The organism is Halomonas qaidamensis (assembly GCF_025917315.1).
In the GTDB taxonomy this organism is placed as follows: Bacteria; Pseudomonadota; Gammaproteobacteria; order Pseudomonadales; family Halomonadaceae; genus Vreelandella; species Vreelandella qaidamensis.
Window position 1 is genome coordinate 2401019 of record NZ_CP080627.1, and the last position, 14043, is coordinate 2415061.

The window sequence follows — 14043 nt, forward strand, 5'->3', positions numbered from 1 at the left end:
GCCTTCGATATGTTCCCACCCCTTAATCCGCAGGGTGCCCACACCGACCAAGGTGTGGGGTGAATGCGGTGCGGGGCGTCAGCCCCGCTGATTTTGGATGTACTGGGCAACGACTTCCAGTGGCGCTCCGCCGCACGATCCCACGAAGTACGACCGGCTCCAAAGCACTGGTTTGGTGTAGGCACCCCGCAGGTCGCTGAACTCCGCTCGCATCCGCCGTGACGTGACCGCCTTCAAGGAATTGACCAGCTTCGTGAGTTGTACCTTGGGGGGGTACTCGACCAGCAGATGCACGTGATCACTTTCACCATGGCACTCACGAAGCTCGGCCTCGAAGTCAGCGCAAACTTCGCCAGCAATCTGCTGAAAGGCCTCATGGTGAAGCTCACCGAGAATCTTCCGACGGTACTTGGTTACGAACACGATGTGAGCGTGAAGCAGGTAAGCACTGTGTCGCGCCTTATTGATTTTGTACATACTGAATGTTGAACTATGCTCAATTAGCCGATTATGATTGACTATAAGTTACCACACACTGAGTTTGCCATGAAGGTCCTGAAAGCCTACCGATTCAAGCTGAAGCCAACACCGGAAGCAGAAGCGCTGCTCTACCGTATGGCGGGGTGTGGACGGTTGGCGTACAACAAGTCCCTTGAAATAATGCTCGACATCGTCCGAAAAGAACTCGCGTTCGAGGGTGACCGCAAGTCGTTGTACAAGGCCCTCAATGATCTAGCCCCTAAGGAGCGCATCGCTCTGGCTAAGCGTTTACCGAGCGCAGCGGGCCTGAACAAACAACTGACACAGTGGAAAAAAGCGCCAGAACTGATCTTTCTGAAAGAGGCTTACACGGACAACCTTCAGCAGCGTCAACGCGACCTGCGAGACAAGGCCATCAAGGATTGGTGCTCAGGGAAGCGAGGGTTCCCAGTTTTCAGGACCAAGCGCATCGCGCATCACTCGACCATGCGCTTCGTCAACTTCCCCAAGTATTGCGCCCTCGATCAACGCCGCATCAAGCTGCCCAACAAGCTGGGCTGGGTGCGTATGTACCAGTCCCGCGTCATCGACGGTGAGCCTCGCAACGCCACCGTCTCACTCGATGCGTGTGGCAACTGGCACGTCGCTATTATGTGTGCAGTCGATGTCAAGCCGACCCGTGTACCTGACCAAGGCGCAGTCGGCGTCGACATGGGGATTGCCAAGAACATGACGCTGAGCGATGGCACTACGTTCTCCGGGGTGCGTAGCTTCGCTGCCTCAAAGGACCAACTGGCGGCTTCCCAACGCAAACTGAAGCACAAGGAACGCGGCTCCGCTAACTGGAAAAAACAGAAGCGCAAGATTGCGCGTATTCACCAGCGTATTGCCGATATACGGCGCGACTATCAACACAAGGCAACGACGACGATCTGCAATAACCACGCCATGGTCGCTGTCGAAGACCTCCGAGTCGCCAACATGTCGAAGTCTGCAAGGGGTACGGTTACCCAACCGGGACGTAATGTCCGGCAAAAGTCAGGACTGAACCGCTCGATCCTCGACCAAGGTTGGTACGAGATTCGGCGCCAGCTTGCGTACAAGATGGCATGGACTGGGGGCCTGTTTGTGGCGGTACCACCGCACCACACGAGCCAGACCTGCCCAGCCTGCTTTTACAAGTCGGCAGACAACCGCAAGACGCAGGCGAGTTTTCTTTGCACGCACTGTGGCTACGCCGAAAACGCTGATGTCGTAGGAGCTATCAACGTGCTTCACCGAGGCCTCGACCTGCTCGAAGCCTCGAACCAGTCAGACCTGATCAGGGCGGGACGACGCCCGTAGCGCCTGTGAAGTGAGTGGTGCAGTAGGGCCGCCAGCAGCAGGAACCAGACCACCGGGCGACCAGTGGCCACCCGAAAGGGAATCCTCTTCCTGAGTCGCGGCAGCGCGAAGGGAGGGGAGGATGTCAACGAAGTATCTCGCCAGACGCCAAATCTAGAGTGCCTTCAATTACCCTACGACCGTCCAAGACGGTGAATTCAACATGCCGATTAAAATCATGCTCACCACCAAAGGACCAGTCCCAGACACTGCTCTTATCCTGGTCTGCTAGCCGTATTTCGGTAAACCGCATGTTGTCTTGATAATGAGACGATGACTTGACGGCATCGGCAGCCTGAGTGACTGCTCCCCGCCCTAAGCGCTGGTGCGCCACGGGCGAGGCTTCCCACTTCTCAGGCCGCTGCCGGCGCGTGACCGGGCTTACGCAGGCCTCCGTGGGCAGGAACCGACAGTCCTTCGGCTCGTAGTTTGATAATACCCTGATGACGAATGTTGATCGCGGCGTTGATGTCACGGTCAATGCCTTGCGCACCACAACCGGGGCAATCCCAGGCACGAATGCTGAGCGGCATTTTATCGACCTTATGGCCGCAGCCAGCGCAGGTTTTGGAGCTGGCAAACCACTGATCGATTTTGACCAGATGCTTGCCTTGGGCTGCTGCCTTGTACACCAGCTTTTGGATCAGGCTGTGCCAACTGGCATCTGCAATATGTTTTGCCAGCTTGCGGTTTTTCAGCATGTTTTTGACTTTCAGCGTCTCAACCACCACCGCTTGGTTGTCGTCAATGAATTGTCGAGACAGCTTGTGCTGGAAATCAGCACGGGCATTGGCCAGGCGCTCGTGCGCCTTGGCAAGGGTTAGCCGTGCTTTCGCACGGCCCTTGCTGCCTTTCTGGCAGCGGGAGAGCGCTTTCTGCTTGCGGCGCAGGTTGGTGCGCGCACGCTTGAGAAAGCGGGGATTGGGGGTTTTATGACCCTCCGAGTCGATGGCGAGGTGTATCAGCCCCATGTCCACACCCAGCACGGCGTCCACTGTTTGCAGCGGTGCCGGGGCTTCCTCTCCGTCATCGACCAGCACCGAGGCGTAGTATTTGCCGGTGGTGGTGCGGGTTAAGGTGATGCTTTTCAACGTACCGGTGATCTCACGGTGAAGGCGCGCCTTGATAGACGTGAGTTTTGGTATCTTGATCTCGCCTTCACCGAGCTTGATGCCGGTGCAGTGATAGCTCGATTGTTTGCCGTGCTTACGCTTGAACCTGGGGTAACGGGCTTTTAACTGGGGGTTAAAGAAGTTCTGGAAGGCCCGATCCAGGTTAATGCACGCTTGCTGCAGCGCAATCGAGTCAAAATCCTTGAGCCAGTGATACTTGCGGGACTTCTTCGCCACCGCTAGCAGCGGCTTGAGATCTTTTTTGGCGCGGAGCTTGGTGCCATGCCGTTTGTACTGTGTGCTGATGATATGCAATGCCTTGTTGTACACAAACCGCACCGCGCCGAACTGGGCGTTCAAGAACGCTGCCTGTTCAGGGGTCGGGTAGAGACGTACTTTCGTGGCTTTCAGCATGGCATGGGGCTATTAAAGCTGTATATCTATCCATTATAAGTGGCGAAGGGCAAAGATCAAACCCTGCAGCGCTATCGCGCTGCCCGCTTATATCCCCGCCCGACTGGGCGAGGGTTTACGCGGAGTTTTGCTAATTTCCTCAGCCGTCAGTGAATCGAGAGGATGACGCCGACTTTCTGTCATCATGGTCTGTGGCACATGATCCCTAAAAAGATCGTGCACGAAGCTACGTTCTACCTGAACTTCCCCATCATGTAGCCTGGCCGGAGCAGAGAGCTCAACGGGCTCCCCATTGTAGAACGCCTGCGTCTCCCCCAAGGGCACTCGAATTTCGGTCTCACCATAAGTGATCAACAACTCATTGCTGTCATCATTGAGTTCATAGGTTGCTCCTGAAGAGCGAAGCACTTGGTCAATGGGCAAATAATCCGGCGAACCACCATGCGCCATCGCCGCTGGACTTAGCAGCAATAGAGATGACGCAAGTGACAGTGCGAGTAACGTTTTTTTGTTATCCATGATTACTCCTGGCAATGATTCCATTGTTAGGTAAAGGTTCAGTACCGATAAGATAGCGATCGTCGAGCAACCGTTGCGCTGGAGACCACTACGAATCAAGTTGTCGTAACCATAGAAATAACAGGAATGAATGCCAGGAACTTTTGAATTGCTGCCAGAGCGTTGTGGAAACGTGCCAAGCATTGGAAAAACGCTATTTTCAGCGTAAAAACAACGAGAGCTAGCTTGGAACGTGATTGTTGCTATTGGACCGAGCACTCATTTTCAGCCCTAATGCCCTCAAAGGCCGTCAACTTGCCTCTTAAACAGGAACTGATATGGCGCTAGAAGTAACCCTGTTTGCCGTATTTATCGCTGCGCTGATCACCGCTTTGACGACGGGGCTTGGTGCCCTGCCCCTAGCGTTAAGCAAAAATGTCGGTCAGAAATGGCTAAGTGCCGGTGCCGCCATCGCCGCTGGTCTAATGCTCGCCGCTAGCCATACGCTTATAGAGGAAGGTATGGCAAAACAGGAGTGGCTCACTCTGGCTGGCATCGCCACCGGACTTATTCTGGTTTATCTCGCCTACCAAGGGATTGAGAAGCAGAATGCGCCAGACATTGGCGAGCTAAATGACGCCGACGCCAAAAAAATGCTCATGATCGTCGGGGTTATGACCGCCCACTCTTTTGCCGAAGGCATCGGGGTGGGCGTATCTTATGGGGGTGGTCAGGATCTTGGCTTGCTGATTACCGCCACAATTGCTATCCATAACATTCCCGAAGGGCTGGCCATTGCACTAATCCTTGTCCCTCGCGGCATGTCAGTACTCAGGGCAGCAGGCTGGAGTATTTTCAGTAGCTTGCCACAACCACTTGTGGCGGTACCCGCCTATATATTCGTGAACACGTTTCAATCGATACTTCCCTTTGGCCTAGGATTGGCTGCCGGGGCGATGATTTGGATGGTGTTCGCAGAACTGCTTCCCGATGCCAACAAAGAACTGCAACCAGCAACCATCGGCGTCATTGTGGTTTTTGCCTTCCTGAGCATGATGATTTTCCAGGTTTCTATTTAACGACAAGCGCGACATTCTCCCCCCATACCTTGGTCTGAGTGGCGATGGATAGCGCGTGGTAACGCCGATCGCGAGGAACGAGCGCAGGCGGCCCCCGCGGGAGGCGGCGGAACGACGCCCAAAAGGCACCGCTCCCAACCTAAGCACCGCTGCGCGCTGCTTTTAATGCCCCCAAACAACAAAGTACGGGTTAAGCTTTTCGCTGGGGTTGGCGTAGCTAAGCGGCTGCCCTTCTAGGGTTTCAACACGACCACCGGCTTGAAGCACCACGGCATGTGCGGCACCCGTATCCCATAGGCAAGTCGGACCTAAACGGGGATACGCATCGGCTTTGCCTTCTGCAATTAAGCAGAGCTTAAGCGAACTACCCATGGGCAGCATTTCATGCTCACCCAGCGTTTCAAGCCAGGCAGCAAGGTCGGGGCTTGGGTGCGAACGACTCCCCACCACGCGCCAAGCAGCCGCTTCCGGCTTACCCGCAACACGAATTTCATGGCGCTGACCATCCGCTTCCACCTTAAACGCGCCAACACCTTCAGCAGCCACATAAGCGGTTTCAAGCGCAGGGGCAGTCACCACGCCTAACACCGGCTTACCCTGTTCAATCAGCGCAATATTCACGGTGAACTCACCGTTACGCTTGATAAACTCTTTGGTGCCATCAAGCGGGTCGACCAACCAATAACGGCCATCGCTGTCTACCCCACTAAAGCCCTCGATATCTTCTTCAGAGAGTATTGGTAGCTGCACAGCAAGCCCCTGCAAACCACGCATGATCACCTCATGGGCTGCTTTATCCGCTTCCGTGAGGGGGCTTTTATCTTCCTTCTCTTCCACGCTAAATTCGCGGGCGTAAACGGACATAATGGCACTGCCCGCTTCGTGCGCGATTTCTAGCACCTGCTCTAATAGCTTTTTCATAGAACCTCTCCATCAAAACCGCTATAAACGAAAAAAGCCGCTGCAGTATGAACTGAGCGGCTTTTATAATCTTCGTCTTACGGCTAGCGATTTACACGTCGTAACCCGCTTCGCGGGCGAGCGTGGTATTGGCTTTTAACCAGCCTTCAATATGCCCACAATCAAAGGTGCGACCATGCATACGGAACGCTTGCACGGTTTTGCCTTCCTGCATCAACCGGTCAATCGCATCGGTCAACTGAATTTCATTACCCGCACCGGGGGGCTGGTCACGTAGCAACTCCATAATGCGATACGGCAGCACATAGCGGCCAATCACCGAAAGGCGTGAAGGCGCTTCTTCAGGCGCTGGCTTCTCTACCACACCACGCATATCGGCACTTTCACCGGCGGCTGGCTCGTCACAATCAACAATGCCATAGCGGTAGACCTCTTCCTGAGGCACAGCTTCGACCATGATTTGCGAGGCACCGTTAGCATCCCAACGCTCTACCATGCTGCCCAAGTCACACGCTGCATTACCCACCTGTGGTTTCACCAACACGTCGGGTAGAATAACGGCAAATGGCTCGTCTTTATCTAACAGGTGCGCGGCGCAGAAAATAGCGTGGCCCAAGCCTTTGGCATTAGGCTGACGGACGCTGGTCACTTTGAGTTTTTTGGGTGAAATAGCCGACAGCGTTTCTAACAACGCATCCTTCCCCTTACTCGCTAATGAGTGCTCAAGCTCGAAGTGGGCATCAAAATGGTCTTCAATGGCAGATTTACCTGCCCGGGTTACCAAAATGATTTCATTAATTCCGGCCGCCAGCGCTTCTTCCACCACGTGCTGAATAAGCGGACGATCCACCACGGGCACCATCTCCTTAGGGATCGCCTTGCTAATAGGCAGCAGGCGCGTGCCAAAACCCGCCACCGGAATAATCGCTTTGCGAACTTGAGTCATTAACTACGTCCTTTATCGTTTCGTTACTTACGCCACTCGTTCACTTTATGCAGCAATTGAGCAGTACTCGGATCTTCTACATTTTGATACTCAACCGGCTCGTCCGCCAGTGTTTGGTAAAGGCTAGTTGCCAACCGCTTACCTAACTCTACCCCCGGCTGATCGAAAGGGTTCAAATTCCACAATACCGATTGAACAAACACTTTGTGCTCATAAAGCGCCAGTAGTGCACCGATCGACCACGCATCCAACGTTTTTAGCAGCACAACTGAATTAGGTTGATTACCGCGATACCCCTGGGCCATTAAACCGCGCAGCGCTTGAGGAATCGCATCATCGCCTAACGCAAACAGCTGCGACTGCGCCAAACAGTGCGCTAAGGTTAACTGCTCTTGGGCTTTCAGTGAACGATTAATCTTTTCACACCCAACGCCAGCCCGCTGCGCCACTGCCACAAAATCAGCGCTGACGGTATGAACACCCTGATGTAACAGCTGATAAAACGCATGCTGCCCATTAGGCCCTACATCCCCCCACAAAATAGGACAGGTTGCATGGGTAACCGACCGGCCATCTAGACCAACGCTCTTACCATTAGATTCCATTTCCAACTGCTGCAGATACGCAGGCAAGCTTTTTAATCGGCCATCATAAGGAAGCACCGCATGGGTCGGAATGTTTAAAAACTGAGAGTTCCAGGCCCCTACTAACGCCACAAGGGCGGGCAAGTTTTCCTCAATGGGCGTATGCAGAAAGTGCTTATCCATGGCATGCGCTCCCTCTAGCAGCGCGTCAAAACACACCACACCCAGCTGCATTGCTACGCTGATACCAATCGGCGACCATAATGAAAAACGCCCGCCAATCCACTCCTTGAATACCAACTGCTGTGCCTCAGGCACACCAAACTCGGTCATTTTTTCAGGCTTAGACGACACGCCAATCAACTGATGACAGCACACAGTGGCTTCATCGACTTCAAGCGCATGGCTTAACCATGCCAATGCCGTGCGCACATTAAACTGGGTATCAGCGGTAGTGAACGATTTAGACGCCAGCACCAGTAGTGTGGTCGCTGGGTTTAAGCACTCCATTAAGGGCAGCAGCTGCGCACCATCCATCGTGGAAACATAATGCACGTTCACTTTGGCACTGCTGGGGCGGTCCGCTAGCGCTTCACTGACCAATTTTGGCCCCAAATCAGAGCCACCTACGCCAATATGCACTATATCAGTGATCGCTTGACCAGTAGCACCGTACCATTTACCGCTATGAACGCGCTCCACCATCTCCGCCATACGCTTGCGCTGGTGTTGGCAAAAAGCTGCCGCGCTCTCCATCCCCTCGGGGGGTGTTTCGCTGCTCGGCCACCTTGCCGCCACGTGCAACGCCGCACGCCTTTCAGACGTGTTGACCTTTGCACCTGCAAACAACGCCTGACGCTTAGCTGCCAATCCACAACTTTCCGCCCAATCCTTTAAAAGCATTAGTGTTTTAGTGGTTAAGCGCTGTTTGCTGAAATCAATATGCAAGCTACCAAAGGTAAACGCTAATGCATTAGCACGTTGCTGGGCAGCAGTAGAACCACTGCCTAACAAGTCACTTAACGACTGGGCCTGAAGATGCTCGGCATGCAAATGCAGTTCACTGACGGGGGTATAAACGCGTGGAGTGGCGCTCGATAGCGGAGAGTTCATGAGTGTCTTCCTTGAAAAAATTAAGGGTGGACGTGATAACTATACAAAGCAAAAGCCACGCCAGCCCAAACCTCTTTACATTCAACGCTAGAGTTTACAATAGGATGACAAATAATTGTTAAGTATGAGTAGCAATCTCGCACTCCGATAGTCGAACCCCAACACCGCTTCGCGCTGCCTTTGCGGGTGCGCTTCGCTTACCACGCACTACAACATCCGTGCATTCAATACGTTATGCAACACGTGTTAACGCCCCACTCCTTACCCCTTTAACACACCAGAAAGCAGCGTGGTGGCACTATCGATTAGCTCATCTAAATGCTGCGGGCCTTTAAAGCTTTCCGCATACACTTTATAAAGCGATTCCGTGCCGCTGGGGCGGGCCGCAAACCAACCATTGTCAGTTGTTACCTTCAAACCACCAATGGCTGCGCCGTTGCCGGGGGCGTTGACCAATACTGCAGTGATCGGGTCACCTGCCAAGGTAGTTTCAGTAACACTCTCTGCGCTGAGCTGTTTGAAAGCCGCCTTTTCTTCAACAGTACAGGCGGTATCGACACGCTTATAGAACGGCTCGCCGAAACGTTCGGTTAATGAACGGTAATACTCACTGGGCGTTTTCCCAGTAACCGCCATTATTTCCGCCGCTAGCAAACACAGTGCAATGCCATCTTTATCAGTCGACCAAGCCTTACCATCACGAGTTAATAAACTAGCGCCAGCACTCTCTTCACCGCCAAAGGCTAACCAGCCATCGTGCAAGCCTTCAACAAACCACTTAAAACCGACAGGCACTTCATACAGCTTACGCTGATGACTCGCCACCACCCGGTCAATCATCGAAGAGGACACCAGCGTCTTACCAATGCTAAGTGTTTCTGCCCACTCAGGCCGATGGCCGATCAGATAATCCACACACACCGCTAAAAAGTGATTGGGGTTCATCAACCCGTTGGCATCGACAATGCCATGGCGATCAGCATCGGGGTCGTTACCAAAGGCAATATCAAAGCGGTCTTTGATATTCAGCAAATTAGCCATCGCTGCTGAGCTTGAGCAGTCCATGCGGATTTTGCCGTCATGATCCGGCGGCATAAAGCTGAAGGTGGCATCGACCGAGGTATTCACCACTTCAAGATTTAAGCCGAAGTGTTCAGCCACTGCCTGCCATACCGGTAATGCCGTACCGCCCATAGGGTCGACACCCAGCGTAAGATTAGCGTTTTGAATAGCAGCCATATCCACCACGCTGCCCAACTGCGCAACATAGTGGGCAGTAAAGTCATACTCCTGAGCATGAGCCAACGCCTGCTCTAATGGCACCAACGTAATGTCATTTAACTGGCGCAGCAAATAAGCATTAGCGCGAAGCTCAATCCAAGACGTGGCGTCAGTATCTGCTGGGCCGCCATGGGCAGGGTTATATTTAATACCACCATCTTCTGGTGGATTATGAGAAGGCGTAATAATCAAGCCATCAGCTAACGCCGCCTGGTCGCAGAAATGCTGTTTTTGAGCATGATTGTGCTGCAGAATCGCCCGGCTCACCAAAGGCGTTGCAGTGATGCCAGCATCTTTTTCGATAAGCACCGGCACCTTGTTAGCCGCCAACACCCGCAGCGCGCACTCCCAAGCAGGTTTTGAAAGCGCATGGGTATCAACACCCAAAAACATAGGCCCCTGGTAGCCTGCTTCCGAACGGTAATCCACCACCGCTTGGGTAATCGCAAAAATGTGTGCAGCGTTAAAGGTGCGTTCTGAGGCACGCCCCCGATGGCCAGACGTACCAAATGCCACCCGCTCTTTCGAGATATTGGCATCCGGAGTTTCATCAAAAAACGCCTTAACGATGGCATCCATTCTACTTGCTCCCTCATTAACATTTAATTGGTTTGCGCGCGCCTGCCAAAACTTAACAGCGAGTTTGGGGTTCCCCACCCTAACGGCATCGCTTGCTGCCTGTTGCGCCATTTTAGCAGTCGCGGCTGGATCATTAAGTAACTGCTCTATGGCAGCCTGCCATGCCTTAGGAGAGTCTTCTACCAGAAGCCCATTGACCCCATGGCTAACTATTTCCGTATAAGGATAACGATTAGCGTAAACCCCCACCCCACCCATCGCGGTAATATCGAAAAACTTAATAAACGACTTTCCCCGATTAAAGGGAGTGTTTAACAATGGTGCCAACCCAATATGAAGCAGGTTACTCGCTTGGTAAGTGCGAAAAGCGCTCCACGGTAACGGATCGGGTACGGCGGTACGAGGCAATGCAGCCAACGCGCTAGGCGTATGCTTGCCAAGCATTATTTCCAGCTGAGTATCGGTGCGGGTTTGCTGAATGGCCGTTAACGCAGGCGCAATATGCTGTAAGTCATTCAGGTGCGCCCGTGTGCCATAAAAGCCAATTTTCCAAGGGGTATTAGAAGAAGGCAACGATGCAAAATGCGCTAACGGCGGTAGCGCCGCAATCATTGGAGGCGTTAGTACCACAACGTGATGATGATAGGGCTGGAAACGCTCAGCGAGTGCACCACTACAAGCAATAACCTCATCACATAAGGCAAGCAACCTAGGCTGCAGCTTCGCAATACGTGCCATTCGCTTTCGATAGGTTTGCGGTAGCGTTGAGTCGTTGGCCGCCGCCTCAATATCATCGTCAATTAAGTAACCAATATAGCCAAATGCGTGGCGGTTGCGTTCTAGCCAGCGCAGCCAACTGGGCGGCAATGAACGACACAGTAGTAGATTCGCACCGGCATACTGGCGCAAAAAGGAACGACCGTAACGCCAAGCAGCACCGAAAGAGCGCGAAGCAACAAAACGCTCAACCGCTGCCCCCTGGCTTTGCAGCGCAGGCGCTGCAGATTTAAGAAAATAGATATCTTCTGTTGGCAGGCCACCATCGCTAAGCACGACCCACGAAGAGTGGCTATTCACCATAAGATCTCTTTAAGCTGTATCAACATAGCTGCTTTCGCGGGTGCGCTGACGCTTACGCCGCGCTACAAAACCTATAGATTCAATACATGGGTAGCGCGTGGTAACGAATCTCGCGAGGAACGAGCGAATGAGGCACCCGCGGGAGGCGGCGGAACGACGCCCAATGGCAACGCCACCAACCGACCCCAGCACCGTTGCCGCAACCTTCGCGGGAGCGCTGTCGCTACAACACTTTTATCGGCAATTATCTTAATGAAAAGTCTTCATGTACCAACGTCAGATTGGGATTATAAGCAGGATCACAATCCAAATGTTTCCCCCAGGTACGGCGCATGTACGCCACTTCACTTAGCCAGCGGGCGCGTTTAGTTGGCGTATCATCGGCACCACGCGAGATAGACTCATGGTGGTAAAGTTCAGCAAACGGAGACCACAAGTTACGGTAGCCTGCCTCTCTCACTTTGATACAGAAGTCGACATCGTTATAAGCAACGCTTAGGTGCTGTTCATTTAAGCCACCAACGTTGTTAAATACATTTTTGCGCACTAACAAACAGGCAGCCGTCACCGCCGATAAGTTCTGAACCAGCTTCAAACGCCCAGTGTAACCGTCACTTTCACGGGGGAAGAAACGATGCGCGTGGCCCGCCACATCACCTAAACCGAGAATGACCCCACCATGCTGCAGCATGCCATTTGGATAATAGAGTTTGGCACCCACACAGCCAATTTCAGAACGACAAGCTTGGCTGACCATTTCAGTTAGCCAATACTCGTTTACCGGCTCTACATCATTATTGATTAAGCCAATAATGCTGCCATTAGCGTGCAACGCACCAAAGTTATTAATCGCTGAGTAGTTAAACGGATGATCCCAATGCAACACACGAACGCGAGGGTCGCGTTTTGCTACCTCCTCCATGTACGCAATAGCGTCAGGACAGTCGCTCTGATTATCTAGAATCAACAGTTCAAAATGAGTATAAGCAGTGCGTTCTAAGATAGCGTCTACACAGGGCCGTAAAATATCTACACCATTACGGGTAGGCACCAATAAACTCACCAGTGGCGCAGGGTTAGGAATAGGCCATTCGATACGTACCGAGTCATTGGTTAATCCAGGTTGAACCATCGCTTTCGCACTCGCCACGTGCTGCTTTAGTACACTACTTACTAAGGAGATGGCGTCCTGCTGGTGAAGCGGATGAGGGAAGTCTTCACTACGGTGATATAACATAGCAGGCAAATGACACACCGATTTTTCGTTGCCGTGAGTCACTTTCCACATCATAAAAGTAAGTGCTAATGCATAATCTACCGCTGCTCGGCTGGTGAGGTTAGAGAGCAGATCTGCCTGCTCTGACTCCAGCTGCCATAATAACCTTCGCTTATATAGCGCTACTCGGCCAATGTAGTTAGTTGAAAGTAGCAAGTCCGGATTCCAGCCTGGCTTAAAACGTGGCTGGCAGCGCTTACCACCAGCTGTTATCACATCCTCATCAGTATAAAAAAGCTGTGCATTAGGATAATCGTTCCACGCTTTTGCAAGCATACACAGCGCTTCAGGGGCTAACTGATCCCCCCAGCTAATACGCATTACCCCATCGCCTTGGGTTTGAATAAACCCTTGGTGGTCTAACTTTGCCAAGGTGCGATGGTAACTACGAATCAGATTAATGCGGCTAGTGCTAGGAATATAGCCTTCTAACGTTCGACGCTGAGCATCAGTAATCTCAGCGGAAAGCACGACAAACACTTCCCAAAAAAAGTAACTTTGCGCTTTTAAAGAGTTAATGGTGGCAATAAAAGGCGCCTCGCCTTGCTCTAGGTCGCCCAACGTTACTGGCATGATGAGCGAGAATAACGGCGCCGTTTTCAAATTGGCAATTATTGACTGAGGATCTTCGCTCGCCGTTTTTTCGGTCGTATCTACCCATCGCGCATAGTCTTCTGACACATGTTGTTTTGCATGGGTTTGGTTATATTCCGCCAAGGCAATACTGCGCCAGCTGCGTCCTTGCGCTACTGACTCTACATGAAGATGACGAATCACCTCACGCGAAGTCATCCCTTTGTAACTTGCATGATTATTGATCAAGCGGCGCGCCAAGCGGTTATGTGCAAACCAAGGCGTCAACCACACCCACTCAACAGTCAGGTGCGCTAAGGCAGCTTCGCTAGCCAGCAGTGAAAATGTAATTTTCTTGACACCCATCGGCACCCAGAGAATTCGCTTAGTCGTTTTCCCCGGACGCAATGACACCGACGTTTCGATAATGCCTTTATGGGTATAGAAAAAAATCGTGGCGGCACCGTGAGCATCGGCTCCTAACCCGTCCAGTTCCAACATATTCCAGCCGGGAAGTGGCTTCTCACCATCACTAACACAGTGAGTGCTTGCTTTCACTGCCGTATTAATATTGGTTGCAGCTTCGCTCTTGAAGAGAGGTGCATCGACCACGTGAACAGTAGGGTTTCGCCGCCAGAAGGGAGGAACTACATTGTACCTGCCAATGGCGGCCATCATTTCATTTAACCTAACAATATGCTGCCTCATCGCCATCCTTAACCCA

At 52.5% G+C, this 14043-nt stretch carries 12 protein-coding genes; 3 read left to right on the top strand and 9 right to left on the bottom strand.

The genetic code is table 11. The annotated features are described in order from the left end of the window. Positions 1-78: 78 nt before the first annotated feature. Complete coding sequence (tnpA, locus tag K1Y77_RS11055) at positions 79-477, bottom strand: IS200/IS605 family transposase (protein WP_030072029.1); 399 nt, start codon at positions 475-477, stop codon at positions 79-81. A gap of 69 nt (positions 478-546) precedes the next feature. Between tnpA and K1Y77_RS11060 the strand changes: the two genes are divergently transcribed. Next, the gene (locus K1Y77_RS11060) at positions 547-1824 is read left to right on the top strand and encodes an RNA-guided endonuclease InsQ/TnpB family protein (RefSeq protein ID WP_264017943.1); all 1278 of its coding nucleotides are present in this window, start codon (positions 547-549) and stop codon (positions 1822-1824) included. Between the two features lie 124 nt (positions 1825-1948). Here the strand turns inward: K1Y77_RS11060 and K1Y77_RS11065 are convergent, their stop codons facing one another. From K1Y77_RS11065 to K1Y77_RS11075, 3 genes are all read right to left on the bottom strand, one after another. Continuing rightward, the gene (locus K1Y77_RS11065) at positions 1949-2197 is read right to left on the bottom strand and encodes a hypothetical protein (protein WP_264017942.1); all 249 of its coding nucleotides are present in this window, start codon (positions 2195-2197) and stop codon (positions 1949-1951) included. Between the two features lie 19 nt (positions 2198-2216). Beyond that, entirely contained in the window at positions 2217-3389 is a 1173-nt protein-coding gene (locus tag K1Y77_RS11070; protein WP_264428459.1) for an RNA-guided endonuclease InsQ/TnpB family protein, read from the bottom strand. Positions 3390-3476: 87 nt separating this feature from the next. Further along, entirely contained in the window at positions 3477-3908 is a 432-nt protein-coding gene (locus K1Y77_RS11075) for a stalk domain-containing protein (RefSeq protein WP_264017940.1), read from the bottom strand. Between the two features lie 317 nt (positions 3909-4225). Between K1Y77_RS11075 and K1Y77_RS11080 the strand changes: the two genes are divergently transcribed. Then, positions 4226-4966: a ZIP family metal transporter gene (locus tag K1Y77_RS11080; RefSeq protein ID WP_264428461.1), complete on the top strand. Its 741-nt coding sequence runs from the start codon at positions 4226-4228 to the stop codon at positions 4964-4966. Between the two features lie 162 nt (positions 4967-5128). Here the strand turns inward: K1Y77_RS11080 and cysQ are convergent, their stop codons facing one another. The 4 genes from cysQ to pgm all read right to left on the bottom strand — a co-directional run bounded on the left by cysQ (position 5129) and on the right by pgm (position 10468). Beyond that, positions 5129-5887: a 3'(2'),5'-bisphosphate nucleotidase CysQ gene (gene cysQ, locus K1Y77_RS11085; RefSeq protein ID WP_264428463.1), complete on the bottom strand. Its 759-nt coding sequence runs from the start codon at positions 5885-5887 to the stop codon at positions 5129-5131. A gap of 91 nt (positions 5888-5978) precedes the next feature. Next, complete coding sequence (locus tag K1Y77_RS11090) at positions 5979-6833, bottom strand: UTP--glucose-1-phosphate uridylyltransferase (protein ID WP_030071964.1); 855 nt, start codon at positions 6831-6833, stop codon at positions 5979-5981. A 23-nt stretch (positions 6834-6856) separates the two neighbouring features. Continuing rightward, positions 6857-8530, bottom strand: coding sequence for a glucose-6-phosphate isomerase (gene pgi, locus K1Y77_RS11095; protein WP_264428466.1), 1674 nt, complete (start codon positions 8528-8530; stop codon positions 6857-6859). 261 nt (positions 8531-8791) lie between these two features. Continuing rightward, positions 8792-10468, bottom strand: a complete 1677-nt coding sequence (gene pgm, locus K1Y77_RS17395) for a phosphoglucomutase (alpha-D-glucose-1,6-bisphosphate-dependent) (protein ID WP_406567285.1) — start codon at positions 10466-10468, stop codon at positions 8792-8794. A 1129-nt stretch (positions 10469-11597) separates the two neighbouring features. On the opposite strand from pgm, the gene K1Y77_RS11105 reads away from it, so the two are divergent. Then, positions 11598-11723: a hypothetical protein gene (locus tag K1Y77_RS11105; protein ID WP_264428467.1), complete on the top strand. Its 126-nt coding sequence runs from the start codon at positions 11598-11600 to the stop codon at positions 11721-11723. On the opposite strand, the gene K1Y77_RS11110 is transcribed toward K1Y77_RS11105, so the two are convergent. Then, positions 11715-14027, bottom strand: coding sequence for a glycosyltransferase family 2 protein (locus K1Y77_RS11110; protein ID WP_264428468.1), 2313 nt, complete (start codon positions 14025-14027; stop codon positions 11715-11717). The genes K1Y77_RS11105 and K1Y77_RS11110 overlap by 9 nt on opposite strands. Between the last annotated feature and the right edge of the window lie 16 nt (positions 14028-14043).